The sequence below is a fragment of the Kitasatospora sp. NPDC057904 genome, assembly GCF_042887925.1.
Classification (GTDB): Bacteria; Actinomycetota; Actinomycetes; order Streptomycetales; family Streptomycetaceae; genus Kitasatospora.
In genome coordinates, this window is the sequence record NZ_JBHVOL010000004.1 from 136,396 (window position 1) to 150,672 (window position 14,277).

General features: G+C 74.5%; 15 protein-coding genes. 7 read left to right on the forward strand and 8 right to left on the reverse strand.

Annotated elements, in window-relative coordinates; genetic code table 11:
• Positions 1-7 precede the first annotated feature (7 nt).
• Positions 8-646 (reverse strand): TMEM175 family protein, encoded by a 639-nt coding sequence (locus ACFVSN_RS12355; protein ID WP_380448043.1) that lies wholly within the window; start codon positions 644-646, stop codon positions 8-10.
• Positions 647-841: 195 nt separating this feature from the next.
• On the opposite strand from ACFVSN_RS12355, the gene ACFVSN_RS12360 reads away from it, so the two are divergent.
• Positions 842-3,805 (forward strand): acyltransferase domain-containing protein, encoded by a 2,964-nt coding sequence (locus ACFVSN_RS12360; protein WP_387954828.1) that lies wholly within the window; start codon positions 842-844, stop codon positions 3,803-3,805.
• A gap of 63 nt (positions 3,806-3,868) precedes the next feature.
• On the opposite strand, the gene ACFVSN_RS12365 is transcribed toward ACFVSN_RS12360, so the two are convergent.
• Genes ACFVSN_RS12365 through ACFVSN_RS12375 form a run of 3 tightly spaced genes read right to left on the reverse strand, consistent with a single transcriptional unit; the run spans position 3,869 to position 6,777 of the window.
• A complete protein-coding gene (locus ACFVSN_RS12365; RefSeq protein WP_387954830.1) occupies positions 3,869-5,212 on the reverse strand; it encodes a PQQ-binding-like beta-propeller repeat protein in 1,344 nt (447 codons plus the stop codon).
• Complete coding sequence (locus ACFVSN_RS12370) at positions 5,209-5,637, reverse strand: hypothetical protein (RefSeq protein WP_387954832.1); 429 nt, start codon at positions 5,635-5,637, stop codon at positions 5,209-5,211. Before ACFVSN_RS12370 ends, ACFVSN_RS12365 begins: the two co-directional genes overlap by 4 nt.
• A 3-nt stretch (positions 5,638-5,640) precedes the next feature.
• Positions 5,641-6,777, reverse strand: coding sequence for a DUF6183 family protein (locus ACFVSN_RS12375; RefSeq protein ID WP_387954834.1), 1,137 nt, complete (start codon positions 6,775-6,777; stop codon positions 5,641-5,643).
• A 240-nt stretch (positions 6,778-7,017) separates the two neighbouring features.
• Between ACFVSN_RS12375 and ACFVSN_RS12380 the strand changes: the two genes are divergently transcribed.
• Together ACFVSN_RS12380 and ACFVSN_RS12385 are read left to right on the forward strand one after the other, a co-directional pair.
• On the forward strand, positions 7,018-7,401 hold the full coding sequence (locus ACFVSN_RS12380) for a hypothetical protein (protein WP_387954836.1): 384 nt from the start codon (positions 7,018-7,020) through the stop codon (positions 7,399-7,401).
• 99 nt (positions 7,402-7,500) lie between these two features.
• Positions 7,501-7,698, forward strand: a complete 198-nt coding sequence (locus tag ACFVSN_RS12385) for a hypothetical protein (RefSeq protein WP_387597983.1) — start codon at positions 7,501-7,503, stop codon at positions 7,696-7,698.
• 80 nt (positions 7,699-7,778) lie between these two features.
• Here the strand turns inward: ACFVSN_RS12385 and ACFVSN_RS12390 are convergent, their stop codons facing one another.
• The gene (locus ACFVSN_RS12390) at positions 7,779-8,273 is read right to left on the reverse strand and encodes an FBP domain-containing protein (RefSeq protein WP_380497012.1); all 495 of its coding nucleotides are present in this window, start codon (positions 8,271-8,273) and stop codon (positions 7,779-7,781) included.
• 81 nt (positions 8,274-8,354) lie between these two features.
• On the opposite strand from ACFVSN_RS12390, the gene ACFVSN_RS12395 reads away from it, so the two are divergent.
• The 3 genes from ACFVSN_RS12395 to ACFVSN_RS12405 all read left to right on the forward strand — a co-directional run bounded on the left by ACFVSN_RS12395 (position 8,355) and on the right by ACFVSN_RS12405 (position 10,925).
• Positions 8,355-8,936, forward strand: a complete 582-nt coding sequence (locus tag ACFVSN_RS12395; protein WP_387954838.1) for a TetR/AcrR family transcriptional regulator — start codon at positions 8,355-8,357, stop codon at positions 8,934-8,936.
• 130 nt (positions 8,937-9,066) lie between these two features.
• Positions 9,067-9,777: a DUF6193 family natural product biosynthesis protein gene (locus tag ACFVSN_RS12400; RefSeq protein WP_387954840.1), complete on the forward strand. Its 711-nt coding sequence runs from the start codon at positions 9,067-9,069 to the stop codon at positions 9,775-9,777.
• A 365-nt stretch (positions 9,778-10,142) separates the two neighbouring features.
• A complete protein-coding gene (locus tag ACFVSN_RS12405; RefSeq protein WP_387954841.1) occupies positions 10,143-10,925 on the forward strand; it encodes a class I SAM-dependent methyltransferase in 783 nt (260 codons plus the stop codon).
• A gap of 121 nt (positions 10,926-11,046) precedes the next feature.
• Here the strand turns inward: ACFVSN_RS12405 and ACFVSN_RS12410 are convergent, their stop codons facing one another.
• Positions 11,047-11,649 (reverse strand): hypothetical protein, encoded by a 603-nt coding sequence (locus ACFVSN_RS12410; RefSeq protein WP_387954843.1) that lies wholly within the window; start codon positions 11,647-11,649, stop codon positions 11,047-11,049.
• Positions 11,650-11,716: 67 nt separating this feature from the next.
• A complete protein-coding gene (locus tag ACFVSN_RS12415) occupies positions 11,717-12,181 on the reverse strand; it encodes a MarR family winged helix-turn-helix transcriptional regulator (protein ID WP_380497008.1) in 465 nt (154 codons plus the stop codon).
• A 112-nt stretch (positions 12,182-12,293) separates the two neighbouring features.
• Between ACFVSN_RS12415 and ACFVSN_RS12420 the strand changes: the two genes are divergently transcribed.
• On the forward strand, positions 12,294-13,550 hold the full coding sequence (locus ACFVSN_RS12420; protein ID WP_387954845.1) for an alpha/beta hydrolase: 1,257 nt from the start codon (positions 12,294-12,296) through the stop codon (positions 13,548-13,550).
• A gap of 52 nt (positions 13,551-13,602) precedes the next feature.
• On the opposite strand, the gene ACFVSN_RS12425 is transcribed toward ACFVSN_RS12420, so the two are convergent.
• Positions 13,603-14,259, reverse strand: coding sequence for a TetR/AcrR family transcriptional regulator C-terminal domain-containing protein (locus ACFVSN_RS12425; RefSeq protein WP_380497005.1), 657 nt, complete (start codon positions 14,257-14,259; stop codon positions 13,603-13,605).
• Positions 14,260-14,277 lie beyond the last annotated feature (18 nt).

Below are 14,277 nucleotides of genomic sequence, written 5' to 3' on the forward strand. Positions count from 1 at the left end.
GCCTGTCTCAGGGCAGCGTCGGGACCTTGACCTGGTTGAACGCGTAGTAGACGGCCAGCAGTCCGTGGACGGCGAGGGCCGCGGGTGCGGACAGGAACGCCAGGCCGACGGTGAGCGGGTAGACGACCATGCCCACCTCGAACCGCCACCGGGCGGCCCGGGCCGCCGCGATGTCGACCCGCGCGTCGAAGCAGTGGCCGGTGCGCGTCGCGTGGTTCCAGAACAGCGAGAACAGCACGGCGTGCCCGACCATCACCCCGCCGTACACCGCCGCGGCGACGTTCGCGGCCGAGCCGTTGCGCAGGTTCTGCGCGACCAGCGCGGTCGGGAACGGCAGCGCCGAGACCAGCATGAGCAGGAGCAGGTTGACGAACACCAGCGTGCGGTCCACCCGGGCCAGGTGCACGAACAGCGTGTGGTGGTTGACCCAGATGACCCCGATCACCAGGAAGCTCACCGCGTACGCGAAGTAGGACGGCCACTGCGCGCCGAGCGCCCGCCACAGCTCGGCCGCGCCGTGGCCCTGCGGGACCTTGATCTCCAGGATCAGCAGCGTGATCGCGATCGCGAACACCCCGTCGCTGAACGCCTCGACCCGGCCCGTGTCCGTCGTCGCCACCGGCCGCGCCGGCTCCACCGTCTCCACCGGGCGAGGATCCCAGCCGGGCGCGGGCACCCGGCGGCGCAACGCCGTGGCGCCGGGTGCGATGCGGCGGCCTGATTTACCAGCTCTCCATACTTTTCGGGTGGCGGTGGTCACGGTGAGTCACATCTGATAGAGATCGCACACCCGACCACGGTGCGTGCGCCTGACCGCCCCCGCACCACAGGAGGACGAGCCATGCACCTGGAGATCACCCCGATCGACGCGTTGCGCCGTGCGGCCGCCCGCCCCCTCGGCGGCCCCGCCCTGCACTACGAGGAATCCGCGGTCGGCTACCCGGAACTGCTGGACCGCGCGGGCTGCCTCGCCGAGGTGCTCGCCGCGGGCGGGGTGACGGCCGGGCGGCGGGTCGCCTACCTGGGGCTCAACAGCCCGACGCTGCTCACCACCTACCTGGCCTGCGGCTGGCTGGGCGCCGCCTTCGTCCCGGTGGACCACCGGCTCGGCGCGGCGGAGACCAGGGAGGTGCTGCGCGACTGCGGGGCGCACACCGTCGTCGCCGAGCCGGGGCGCGCGCCACTGGTCGGCCCTGCGCCGGGTACGCGCCTGCTGCTCATCGACGACGACCCTGCCGCGCCCCTGACGGACACGCCCGGTCCGCACTGGACGCCGCTCGCCGCCGCGCTCGCCGCCGCCACGCAGCCGCCGCGCGAACCGGCGCCCCTGGACGCCGACGACCTCGCCGTCCTGCTCCACACCGCGGGCACCACGGGCCGCCCGAAGGCCGTCAGGATCACCCACGGCAACCTCTGGTGGAGCGGTGCCAACGTCGACGCGGCGATGGTCACGCGCGAGGAGGACGTCAACCTGGTCGTCACCCCGCTGTCCCACGTCGGCGGGCTCGCCTGCTTCACCCTGCGCAGCCTCGGCCACGGCGGCACCACCGTCGTCCGGCGCCGCTTCGACCCGCAGCGGACCCTGCGCGACCTCGTCGAGCTGAGGGTCAACACGTTCTTCGCCGCCCCCTCGATGTACGCGGCGCTCGCCCGCCTGCCCGGCTTCGCCGCCGCCGACCTGTCCGCGCTGCGCTGCGCCGTCGTGGCGGGCGCCCCGGTGCCCGCGCGGCTGGTCCTCGACTACGCGGCGCGCGGGGTGATGCTGCAACAGGCGTGGGGGCTCACGGAGACGGCGTCCTTCGCCTCCTACCTGCCGCCGGAGCTCACCGTCGCGAAGGCGGGCTCGGCGGGCCGGCCGATGCCGTTCACCCGGCTGCGGATCGTCGACCCGGACTCGGGCGCGGACGTGTCCGGGCCGGACGAGCCCGGCGAGGTGTGGGTGAGCGGGAAGCACGTCTCACCGGGCTACTGGCGCGGCGAGGAGGCCCTGCGGGACGACGACGGCTGGTTCCGCACCGGGGACCTCGGCCGGCTGGACGCTGACGGCTGCCTGTACCTGGTCGACCGGCTGGCGAACGCGCTCGTCCGGGACGGCGGAACGGTCCACCCGGCCGAGGTCGAGCGCGCGCTCACCGGCTGCCCCGGCCTGCGGGAGCTCGCCGCCGTCGGTGCGCCGCACGACGGGCGGGGCGCGGCCGTCGCCCTGGTGGCCGTCGCGGAGCCGGGGAGCGCCCCGACGCTCGACGCGGTGCGGGAGTTCGGCGCCGGGCGCCTCGCACCGCACGCGCTCCCGGTGCGGCTGCACCTCGTCGACGCGATCCCGCGCAACGGCGCCGGGACGGCGGACCCGACCGCCCTGCGGTTGCTGCTGGCGGCCGCGCCCCGGACCGTCCCGCGGCGGGCGGCTCGGGACGGCCTCCTGGAGCAGGTGCCGCAAGCGCCCCGGGTGGAAGGCGAGTCGGCCGGCTTCGCCCCGCTCGTGGTGTCCGCGCGGACGCCGGGGGCGCTGGCGGCGCAGGCCGGGCGGCTGGCCGATGCGCTGGACGGCGGCGTGCGCCCGCAGGACGCGGCGCTCTCGCTCCTCGCGGGGCGGGCCCTGTTCGAGCACCGGGCCGTCGTGGCGGCGGCCGACTCGGACGCCGTCCGCGCGGCCCTGCGGGCGCTGGCCGAGGGCGGCGCGGCGCCCGGTCTCGTCGCCGGTGCCGCGCCACCGGGCCGCCGGGACGACGGCGTGGTCTTCGTCTTCCCCGGCCAGGGCAGCCAATGGGCGGGCATGGGGCGGGAGTTGTGGCACGACGAGCCGGTGTTCGCGGAGCGGATGGCGCAGTGCGGGCGGGCGCTGGCCCCGCACGTGGACTGGTCGCTCGTGGACGTCGTGCACGGTGTCGGCGGCGCACCGCCGGTGGAGCGCGTGGACATCGCCCAGCCGGTGACGTTCGCGGTGATGGTCTCGCTCGCGGCCCTGTGGGAGGCGTACGGGGTCCGCCCGGCGGCCGTGCTGGGCCACTCGCAGGGCGAGATCGCGGCGGCCTGCGTCGCGGGCGCGCTGTCCCTGGAGGACGCCGCCCGGACGGTCGCGCTGCGCAGCCGCGCCATCGGCGACCGGCTGGCCGGCCGGGGCGGCATGGTGTCCGTGCCGCTGCCCGAGGGCCGGGTGCGGGACTGGATCCGCGCGTGCGGGGACGGCGTCGAGGTCGGCGCGGTCAACGGGCCGGAGCGCACGGTGGTGGGCGGGGAGAGTTCGGCGCTCGGCGCCTTCCACGCCGAGCTGGTGGGGCGCGGCATCGACGTGCGGATGGTCCCGGTCGACTACGCGTCGCACACCGCGCAGGTGGTCGGGGTCGAGCGCGACATCGCCGAACTCCTGGGCGATGTCAGGGCGTTGACGCCGACGGTGCCGTGGTTCTCGACCGTCGACGGGGCGTGGGTGGCCGGCCCGGTCGACGCCGGGTACTGGTACCGCAACCTGCGCGAACCGGTGCTGCTCGACCCGGCCGTGCGGGCGCTGGCGGCCCAGGGGTTCACCGGCTTCGTGGAGGTCAGCGCGCACCCGGTGATGACGACGGCGATCGGGGCGACGCTGGCCGACGCGGGCGTGGCCGCCGGAGCGTCCGTGGTGTGCGGCACGCTGGCGCGCGGCGAGGGCGGCCGGGAGCGGTTCGCCCGCTCGCTCGCGGAGGCGTTCGTCCGGGGCGCCCCGGTGGACTGGACGCCGATGCTCCCGCCCGGCGCGCGCCGGGTCGACCTGCCGACGTACCCGCTCCGGCGGCGGCAGCGGTGCCGGCCGGCGGAGTCCGTCGAGTAGCGTGCCCGCCGGGCTTCACTCTCGCTGGGCTTCTCTGTCGCCGGGCTTCTCTGTCGCCGGGCTTCACTTGCGTGGGCAGGGCCTCGTCGTGGCGCCCGTCCGGCCGTCGACCAGCCGCAGGTGGTCGTGCTCGCCGCAGTCGTCGAGCAGGATCACCCGGTCGCCGAGCGGGACGGGCGGTGTGGCCCGTGAGCCGCGCCGCCAGAGCACCCGGCCGCCCCGGACGGCGACGACGGCCCACGCCGCGCGGTGGATCAGCAGCGCGTAGAGGCATCCGGGTGCCGGGACGAGGTGGGCGTAGAAGTTCCGGCGCTCGCGCCGCGGGACCTTCAGCGGCCAGCGGAGCCCCGTGAGCCACCGGTCCCCGCCGAGGCCGCCGAGCCGGGCCGAGACGATCCGCTCCCCGCGGGTCGCGGCCGGGTCGTCGTGCGTCCCGTCCAGCCGGACGGTCGTGTAGAGCCTGCCGGCTACCTCGACGACCTGCGGGTCCGAGAGGCGTAGGGGTCGCCGCGGGGAGAAGAAGGTCCGCACCCGTCCCTGTCCGATCCCTCCGACCTCTCCGATCTCTCCGAGTGGCCGGAGGTGTGCCACCCGGCGGTCGTCGACCCGGGCCCAGGCCGCCGAGGGCACCTCGCCGTCCGTCCCGGCGCCGCGCCAGCGGGTGGAGGGGTACCCCGTGGTGAGGGAGCCGAGTGCGGTGCCGGTGGCGGGGTCGAACCACTGCACGGTGTCCCTGCGCGGGTGCGCGGTGAAGACGACCGGCCCGGGCAGGTGATCGGCGGCGACGAGGTGCAGGCGGGCCGGGTAGCGGTTCATGGTGGTGCGCCACAGCTGTTTGCCGCTGCGGGCGTCGTAGGCGCGGGTGTAGTGGCGCCGTTGGGTCCCGACGGTGACGATCACCCGGCCCTGTGTCAGCAGGACGCTCCCGAAGTCCACGTAGTCGTGCCGCCACAGGCGGCGGCCGTCCACGAGGTCGACGGCGGTGACGTGGCGCGGCGCGTCGGGGTGGCTCTGCCAGAGGACGAGCGTGCGGCCGTCCGCGAGGTAGCCGGAGAGCGGGGCGGCGTCCCGGATCCAGGCGAGCGCGCCGTCGGTGCGGCGGAGGCAGGTGAGGCCGATCGGCTCGGTGCCGTGCGGGCTCGGATTGCGGCTCGGCACGACGACGTGCTGCCCGGCCGTGGTGAAGGCCGTCGCGAGCCGGAGCCCGGTCCCGCCGAGCGGGTGCGGGCTCCGCCAGAGCATCCCGCCGTCGCGGGCGTCGAACGCGGTCATCCGCCCGTCGAACGGGACGAGCACCTGCCCGTCGGCGACGGCGATCGGGCCGAGGCTGTCCTTGGGCGCGGTGACGGTCCACAGCCCTGACGCCGCGTCGTGGTCGACGGACAGCGGGACGGCATCGTTGATCATCGGCTTTCCCCCGAAACGCCTCGAACCCGACGAAGAACCCGACGAAGAACCCGACGGAGAACCTGACGGAGAACCCGACGGTCAAGTATCGGCCCGGTCGTCCACCCAGTCGTCGGTGCCCCCCAGCGTGCGGTCAGTTCGAGCCCGGGGTCGTCGGATTCGGCGGCCCAGCGGTCGTGGGTCGCGGCCGGCAGCGGCCCGAGCCGGGCGTGCCAGGAGGGCCGGTAGCGGACGGTGAAGACCGGTTCGCCGGGCTGCTCGACGGTGATCCGGTGGTGCAGCAGGCCGCCGCGGTGCCGGACGGCGGCGTCGGGCCGCACGACCACCTGCCGGTCGCCGGCGGTGAGCACCCGGCGGCCGTCGTCGGCCGTGCGGAGCTCGGCGCACAGGCGGTCGAGCCGGCCGGGCCATTCGGGTGCGGGCACGGCTCAGCCGCCGTTGTAGTCGGTGGCCGCGAGGACGGTGAGGCGGGTGCGGTCGGGGGAGAGGGTCGCGAGGCCGAGGTCCCACAGGTCGCAGTTGAACCAGTCCGTCCAGGCCCGGAAGCCGTACCAGGCGCAGGTGGCGACCCGCCGTTCGACCTCGGCGGGCGTCGCGTCGCCGGGGGCGCCGGCCAGGGCGGCCAGGGACCGCCAGGCGGCGAGCCGGCCGTGTGCGCCGTACCACCACTCGTCCTCGCGGCCGCCGCCGGTGGAGGCCGCGGCGAAGAGCTGGCGCCACGCCTCGGCGGGGGTGGTCGCGACGACGGCGAGGTTCCTGGCGCCGGTCAGGCCGTCGAGGCAGTCCAGCGGGAGCGAGGCCAGCATCGGGTGGAGGGCGTCGGCGTCGACGGGGGCGTCGGTGACGTGGATCCCGGCCTCGACCCGGCCGTTGTGGCGCCCGTCCCAGCGGTCGACGGCGGTGGTCAGGGCGAAGTCGAGGTCGTTGGCGCGCACCGCCGGGACGGGCGCGGGGTCGTTCGGCAGCTCGCGCCCCTCGGGCAGGCCGTACCCGATGCCGCCCCCTCCGCCGCCCAGCCAGTAGCGGGTCAGCTGCGGCGTGCCCTCCAGCGGGGAGAGCGACCAGGGCAGCCAGGCGAGCGGATGGCTCTGCCAGAACGGTGAGTTCGCCGCCCACTCGACGGCCTCCGGCGGGGGCGTGGAGCGGCGGAGCACCAGCTCGTGGACGAGGCAGGCCCGCAGCTCGTCGGGGGTGTCCCCGTACGCGGCCTCGCCCGGAGCGAAGACCTGGGCGAGGTCGCGCGGGGACTGGTTGGCGGCGAGCACGGCGGCGGCCCTGCGCTCGGGCCGCTTGGTGGGCGACAGGTCGGCGAAGCCCAGCCGAAGGGCGTGGGCGATGGCGTCGCGCCGGTGGGTGGTGGCGAGCCTCCACAGGAGCAGGGAGAAGAGGTAGTGGTGCTCGGTGCCCTTCGCGCGCGCGCCGTAGCGCGCGTGGACCGCCGCGGTGAGCTCCGCGACGAAGTCCGCGTCGCCGCGCCGGAGGTGCTCGTCGGCGAGGTCGAGGACGCCCCCGATGATGATGCTGCCGGCGAGGCCGTCGACCAGCTGTTCGATCGTGTTCCGCACGCGGGCGAGCGTACCGCCCCGGTGGGAGCGGTCAGGTGGGGGCCCGGCCCAGGTGCGCGGTCCCCACCTTCTTGGCCAGTGACCAATGACTGGTTGTCAGCAAGACTGGGTCGGTGACCAAGAAGCAAGCCCCGGACCGCGTCCGCACCCGGCTCCCGTCGGGGCCGGCGCCGATGATCCGGTCGAGGCCGAGCTCGAAGCGCTCGTCGAAGTCGTCGAAGTCGCCGGCGGGGTGCTGAGATGCGGATCGAGATCGTCGCCGTCCTGGACGGCGGCCGGGTCGACTTCCGCTGCGCCCTCGGCCGGGCGCACGCCCTGTGGGCCGGGGCGGTGTCACCCGGCCCCGGCCGACTCTTCGACGTCGAGCTGGACGTGGGGGAGCCGATCGCCGCGTGGGCGAGAGCCACCACCGGACCGGGAGCGATCACCGGAACCCCGGCGGGTGGGGCCGTGCTCACCGGGACCGTCCTCGGGACGGGAGACGCGGACGACCCCGTCGTCGACCTCCGGCTCGGCGACGACATCGTCCTGCTGGAGCCGCCGGCGGACGGCTGGGACGTGCGGCCCGGCGAGGTCGTGGCGGCACGGGTCACGTCGCTCCGGCTGTACCCGTACGAGCTGTAGCCCGCGGGCCTGCGGCTGATGCGTTGAGTCCCGCGGCCCGGCGGGACGTATGGGTCAGTGGCGGGGCGGGTGCGGCGGGGAAGCGGGAAGGTGAGTCCGGTGATCAGCTCGGAGACGGTGGAGTTCCGCGTCGGCGACCGGGTGTGGGTGTACCGGGACTCGGAGTTCGGTGCGGTCGAGGGGGCCGTGGTCGTGGACGTCCGGCCGGACGGGCGGCTGCGGGTGGAGTTCACCGACGGGCACCGCACCGCTCTCCGGTACGGGCACGTCGAGCTGCGGGCGCCGGCCGTCGGGTGACGGCCGGCGCCGGGACGGTGCGGGGGCGGGGGAGAGGAGCCAGCTCAGGGTGACGTCCCACAGCGGGCCGCCACCCGCGGTCATGCGGTGACCTTGGCGACGAAGGCGGCCAGGTTCGCCACCGTGCGCTGGATCTTCTCCTCCACGGTGAGCGACTCGTGCAGCTTGGTGCCGACCTCGCGCTTGCCGCGCACGTAGAGCGAGCACGCGAGGTCGCTGCACATGTACGCGCCCACCGAATTGCCCTCCTTGCCCGCCTTGCCGGCCCGCGGGGCGACCAGCAGCGAGACGCCACCCGTGTGCGTGGTCACGCACAGCGAGCAGATGCTGCGCCGGGCCTGCCAGGAGGCCCCGGAGGACGAGCGCAGCGCGACGGCCACCGGGCGGTCGCCGAAGCCGGGGAGTTCGGCGACGAGGTAGGAGCGGTCGGGGGCCTGGGGATCCCGCCAGCCGAGGAAGTCCAGGTCCTCCCAGGGCTGTTCGGCGAGGTCTCGCGGCACGTTCAGGCGCGAGGCCTCGCCCTTGGTGGTGTTGACGAAGGCGGCACGGATGTCTCGTTCGGTCAGCGGCTTCATAGGGATCAACGTAAATTACCTAGGAGCATTAGGCAAATGTATTATTGCTCCAGGAGACCGTGGGAAGCAGAGGGGAACCGCATGGCGCGCGTAGGACTGACCGCCGAACGCCTCACCAGGGCGGGGGCGGAACTCGCCGACGAGGTCGGCTTCGACAAGGTGACCGTCTCGGCGCTCGCCCGGCGCTTCGGCGTCAAGGACGCGAGCCTCTACTCGCACGTCAGGAACTCGCAGGACCTCAAGACGAGGATCGCCCTGCTCGCCCTGGAGGAGCTCGCCGACCGGGTGTCCGCCGCCCTCGCCGGGCGGGCCGGCAAGGACGCGCTGACCGCCTTCGCCGATGCCTACCGCGACTACGCCCGCGAGCACCCCGGCCGCTACGTCGCCGCCCGGCTCCAGCTGGACCCGGAGACCGCGCGCGCCAGCGCCGCCGTCCGCCACTCGCAGATGACGCGCGCTATCCTGCGCGGCTACGACTTCGTGGAGCCGGACGAGACGGACGCCGTCCGGCTCCTGGGCAGCACCTTCCACGGCTACGTCACGCTGGAGACGGGCGGCAGCTTCGCCCACACCCCGCGCGACACCGAGGACACCTGGGCGCGCATCCTCGACGCCCTCGACACGCTCCTGCGCAACTGGCCGAAGAGCCCGCCGATCGGCTAGCCAGGAGCCCCGGGCCGGCTGGGTCGTCGAAGGGCACCTGGTCGAACCCCGGGGCCGCCTTGCCCGGAGCCGGGAGGGCCGGCACCTGATCGACCGGGACCGTCGATGCGCTCGGCGGCATACTGGCGGGATGAGCTTCGGGGTGGGGTCCGGCGAGAGCAACTGGGGTGGCGGGGTGCTCCAGGAGACGTTGGGGCGTGTGGCGGAGGGCCTCGGGGTCGTCTTGCCTGAGCCGGACGGGCAGTGGAGCGGCACAGCGGAGTACGTCGACGCGGGGCTCGGCCGGCGGGTGTCGGTGCGTCCGGCCGGCGAGCAGCGGCGTGCCTTCTGGGTGTACCTCCAGAGCAACGGCCGGCGCCTGGCCTGCGGGTGGACCGCCGATCCGGCCGAGGTGGTCAGGGCGGCGGTGGCCTGGACCGGCGGAGCGGGGCTCGAGGAGACCAAGGAGCAGGCTCCGTGCATCGAGTTCCGCCCTTGGGCCCTCGCGCACGAGCGGGAGCCGCTCGGTGCTGTCGAGTTGGCGTGGTGCCTCAAGCTCGACGGCGTCCACATGCCGCCGATGAACCGGTTCCCGCGCGTGCATGCGCTGTTGGCGGCCGCGTACGCCCAGCCGGTGCTCCGCCAACTGATGCCGGTGACCAGCCACTTCAACCTGTGGTTTTCCACCAGTACCACCGCGCGATGGAATACGACACGGGTCGGGTACATGATCTGGCCGCACGATGAGGGGTTCTACGGGGTACGGAACCGGAGCGAGTTGCTCGCGCGCTTCGAGACGCCGGAGGAGGCCGTCGCCTTCGTGGTCGCTGTCCTGCCGGACGGGATCGGGCCGGCACGTTAAGCGTTGGTCGAGCGGTAGCGGTAGCGGCAGCGATCGTGTTCGTCGCCACGTCCGGCTGCACCTGTCCCCAGCGCTCTTGATCGCCAGGACACCGTTTGGCGGGCCGGAACGCCCGCGAGTCGCACCTCCGAGGCGCCCGGGTGCCAGGGGAGTTCGGCGACGGACGCCCGGCCGGAGCACTGGACGAGGCGCAGGGGCAGGTCGAGACGGTTGGCGACTCCCGTGCGGCCTTGAGCCGACCTCGCCTTCGGGGCTGGGTCTACGATCACACCAGCGGCAGGCAGGACCGGCCTGGGAGGCCCCGGCCCGCCGACGAGCCCGGCGAGCACACCGGGCGGGTGCTGGACCGGCTGAAGGGGGACCTCATGGCGCAGCGGACCGGGCGGACGGCGGACGGCAGTGCGGGCGACGCGGACTACGGCGCGATCGGCGGCTCGTACGCCGCCTACCGGCGTCCAGAACCGAGGATCGCCGCACTGATCGAGCAGGCCCTGGGCGGGGCCCGTACGGTGCTCAACGTCGGTGCCGGGGCCGGTTCGTACGAGTCGGAGGCCTTCGACGTGACGCCGGTCGAGCCGTCGGCGTCGATGCGTGCGCAGCGGCCCGCGCACCTGCCGCAGGCGGTCGACGCGGTGGCGGAGGACCTGCCCTTCCCGGACGACGCGTTCGACGGCGCGATGACGACGTTCAGTGTCCACCAGTGGAGCGACGTGAAGGCCGGCCTGCGCGAGCTGCGCCGGGTCACGCGCGGCCCGGTGGTCGTCCTGACCTGCGACCCGGACCTCGTGCGGGACTTCTGGCTGTACGAGTACGCGCCGCTGGTGCTGGACACCGAGGCGCGGCGCTACCCGTCCGTCGCCGACATCACCGAGGCTCTGGGCGGCGAGGTCGAGGTCACCGTGGTGCCCGTCCCGGCCGACTGCGTCGACGGCTTCAACGAGGCCTACTACGCGCGCCCCGAGATGCTGCTGGACCCGGCCGCCCGGCAGTCCTGCTCGGCGTGGAGCTTCGTCCCGGCGGAGCTGGCCCGCGAGTACACCGACCGGCTGGAGCGGGACCTGGCCTCGGGCGCGTGGGACGAGCGGTACGGCCACCTCCGGCAGCAGGCGGTGCTGGAAGGCTCGCTGGTCCTGATCCGGGCCCGGTAGTAGCCGGCGGCCGTCCTGATCGACGCCGACGGCGTGACACCGCCCGGCGCCGTCAGCGCGCCGGGCGGATCCGTCCCGGGCGGTCCCGGGCGGTCCCGGGCGGAGCCGTCCCGGGCTTCCGTCACACGGTGCCGGAGAACAGCAGGGCGACCAGGTTGCCCTCGTCGTCCCGGCCTTCGAGGCAGAGGGCGGACTCGTCGCCGACGCGGAAGGCGAGGACGTTGGCGCCCGTCTCCTCGTTGACCACGGCGTCGACCCACGCGGGGACCTTGCCGGCCGCGTCGGCGGCGTCGAGCTCGGCCCCGACGTGGTCCACGAAGGCGGTCAGGTCCTCGAAGGCGTCCGGCCGGACGGAGCGGTCGCGGAACGCGTCCATGGCGGTCGAGTCCCACAGGAAGCCGAAGTCCGGCCCGAGCGGCTGCCAGTCCTCGACGGCGTCCTCGAACTCGGCCCCGGCGATCTCCTCGGGGCCGGCCAGCGGGACCAACACCATCTCCACCGTGCTCGACTCCCGGCCGGTCCCGTGGTCCCGGAACCGCCGCACGCCGACGTACACGGGGTGCGAGCCCGGCGGGACGTCACCGCACGCGCTCCACTCGGGCGGCGCCGGGCAGCTGAACACCACGCCCTCGGCCACCAACAGATCGCCGATGCGGTGGAACTCGGTGGGCTCGCCCTGGACGTACTCGTCGGCCAGGTCCTGCAGCAGTTCGTTGATCTCCATGGCCCCACATCCTGGCGCACCCCGCCGACAGTCGGGCCGACGGGGCGGCCCTCACGGCCGGTCGCCGTCACAGCCGGTCGTAGACGGCCGACAGCCGCTGGAGCACCTCGGCGGCGCGGTCGAGGGCGTCCGCGTCGTAGTCGGACAGGTCGGCGTGCAGGGCGTCGGTGAGCGCCTGCTGGCGCCGGCGGTGCCGCTCGCGGCCGGCGTCGGTGAGGGCGACCACGACGGAGCGCTTGTCCTCGGGCGGCCGGGTGCGGGTCACGTAACCAGCCGCGACCAGGCCGTTGACCAGTTGGGTGGCGGCGGCGCCGGTGGTCTCGGTGCCGGCCGCGAGTCCGCTGATCGTCAGCGGGCCCCGGTCGGCGAGGGTGCGCAGGGCACGGGCGTGGGTGAGGGAGAGGGCGCCGGGGGTGCGGGTGGCGCGGCCGCGCAGGCGGGCGTCGGCGGCGCTGAGGCGGTAGGCGGCCCGGGCGAGGCGGTCGAGGGCGTCGGCGCGCTCGGGGGCGGGCTCGCGGGTCGGCTCGGTCATGTGCGGGTCTCCTCGGCGGTGGTGGCTTGACACCAGCTTAGGTTAAGTACTTAATGACTAAGTACTTAATCACTAAGTACTTAGTGAACCGGAACCCGAGAAGGAGACCGCCATGACCACCCGTTCCACCGGCCAGAGCTGGGCCCTCGACACCGCGCTCGCCCAGGGCGGCTTCGACGCGCTGCACCCCGAGGCCGTCGGCACCATGGAGCAGCTCGGCCACGACCACACCGACTTCGCGAAGGTCTTCGCGCTGGTCAGGAGCGGTGCGATGCTGCCCAAGGCCTGGGCGACGGTCGCCGCCCAGGCGGAGGAGCGCGCCGCGCACCACGAGCGCGGCGGTTTCGCGCGGACCGCCGCCGACCTCTACGGGCGGGCCGCGGTGATGTGGGGCCGCGCCCAGTACTCGATCTTCGATGCGACCGATCCGCGCAAGGCCGCGATGCGCACGCGCACCGACCACTGCGTCGAGCGCCTGGGCGCGCTGCGCGACGGCCGGGTGCGGCGCGTCGTCCTCGACTTCGAGGGCGGAGCGATCCACGCGCTGCTCCACCTGCCCGCCGGGCCGGTCGAGAACGCGCCGGCCGTCATCCTCGGCCCGGGGATGGACATGATCAAGGAGGACTACATCTGGGCAGCCGAGCGCTACTACACCTCGCGCGGGGTCGTCGCACTGTCCATCGAGGGCCCCGGCCAGGGCGAGACGCGGGCCGGCGGGCTCACCGTCGACCTCACCAACTACGAGCGCGCGATCGGCCGTTACCTCGACCACCTGGCCGCGCTGCCGGAGGTCGACGCGGCACGGATCGGCATGTTCGGCATCTCGATGAGCGGCTACTGGGGCTCGCGCGCCGCCGCCACCGACGGCCGGCTGGCCGCGCTCGCCGCGTTCGAGGCCGTCACGGGCGACTTCGCGACCATCTTCGAGCGCGCCCAGCCGACCTTCAAGAACAACTACATGTACATGGCCGGGTACACCGACGAGGAGGCCTTCGACCGCGACCTCGTCCGCCACCTGCCCCTCGGTGACCTGGTGGACCGGATCACCTGCCCGGTGCTGTACGGCATCGGCGAGTTCGACGAGCTGACCGACCTCGGGCAGGCGCTGGAGAGCTTCGAGAAGGTCCGGGCGCCGAAGGAACTGCGGGTTTACGAGGACGAGTTCCACCCGCTCGGCGGCGTGGCGGCGGAGGTCTTCCGGTTCGGCGCCGAGTGGCTGGAGCGGGCGCTGGCGGGCGAGTTCGCGACGCCCGGGCGGGACGTGCGGCACTACGTCCGCCGCGACGGCAGCACCGTCGACGGCAGCGCCGACCCGACGTGGTGGCTCGGTGCCGCGCCGGCGCACCTCGACGTGGTCCGGCGGGGCTGAGCAGCGGCCGAGGGGCGGCCGGGGGCGGGTCCGGGGCCAGGGGCGGCGCCGCTCAGGTGAGCAGCGTCGCCTCGACCCCGGCGAGGACGGCGGTCAGCCCCAGCTCGAAGCCCTCGTCGAAGTCCCGGAACATCACCCGGCCCGCCTCCGCCGCGAGCGGGTGGGCGGCGAGGCGTTCGGCGCGCGCGTCGACGTCGTACGCCTCGCCGCCGGCGAACGGGTCGGCGCCCATGGCCTGTTCCTCGACCACGTAGCCGATCGTGTAGCTGTACGCCGTGTACCAGGCGCGGGCGGCGGCGGCCGGCGCGAAGCCGGCGTCGACCAGCAGGCGCAGGGCGGCGTCCAGGCCGGGCGCGTACGAGGTGTCGGTGAAGCGGGCGCCGCTGTAGACCTTGGCGCCGTCGCGGTGGCGCAGCAGCTCGGCGCGCAGGGCGCGCATCGTCACGCGGTACGCGTCGCGCCAGTCGCCCCCGGCCGGCCAGGCGGACCCGGCCGACATGCGGCGCATCATCTCGGTCGCCATCTCGTCGAGCAGCGCCTGCTTGTCCTTGAAGTGCCAGTACAGCGCCGGTGCCTTGACGCCGAGTTCGGCGGCGATCGCGCGGAGGGTGAGGCCGTCGAGGCCCACCTCGTCGAGGAGTCTCAGCGCGGTGTCGGCGACCAGCTTCCGGTCGAGCTTCGGGGTTCCCGGGGTTCTCTGCGGCGTCACGGTTGACAGTTTAACGCC

Excerpts from the sequence above, each read along its gene's own strand:
- ACFVSN_RS12360 (WP_387954828.1), top strand. The coding sequence starts at position 842 with ATGCACCTGGAGATCACCCCGATCGACGCGTTGCGCCGTGCGGCCGCC.
- ACFVSN_RS12365 (WP_387954830.1), bottom strand. The coding sequence starts at position 5,212 with ATGATCAACGATGCCGTCCCGCTGTCCGTCGACCACGACGCGGCGTCA.
- ACFVSN_RS12380 (WP_387954836.1), top strand. The coding sequence starts at position 7,018 with ATGCGGATCGAGATCGTCGCCGTCCTGGACGGCGGCCGGGTCGACTTC.
- ACFVSN_RS12390 (WP_380497012.1), bottom strand. The coding sequence starts at position 8,273 with ATGAAGCCGCTGACCGAACGAGACATCCGTGCCGCCTTCGTCAACACC.
- ACFVSN_RS12395 (WP_387954838.1), top strand. The coding sequence starts at position 8,355 with ATGGCGCGCGTAGGACTGACCGCCGAACGCCTCACCAGGGCGGGGGCG.
- ACFVSN_RS12400 (WP_387954840.1), top strand. The coding sequence starts at position 9,067 with ATGAGCTTCGGGGTGGGGTCCGGCGAGAGCAACTGGGGTGGCGGGGTG.
- ACFVSN_RS12405 (WP_387954841.1), top strand. The coding sequence starts at position 10,143 with ATGGCGCAGCGGACCGGGCGGACGGCGGACGGCAGTGCGGGCGACGCG.
- ACFVSN_RS12410 (WP_387954843.1), bottom strand. The coding sequence starts at position 11,649 with ATGGAGATCAACGAACTGCTGCAGGACCTGGCCGACGAGTACGTCCAG.
- ACFVSN_RS12415 (WP_380497008.1), bottom strand. The coding sequence starts at position 12,181 with ATGACCGAGCCGACCCGCGAGCCCGCCCCCGAGCGCGCCGACGCCCTC.
- ACFVSN_RS12420 (WP_387954845.1), top strand. The coding sequence starts at position 12,294 with ATGACCACCCGTTCCACCGGCCAGAGCTGGGCCCTCGACACCGCGCTC.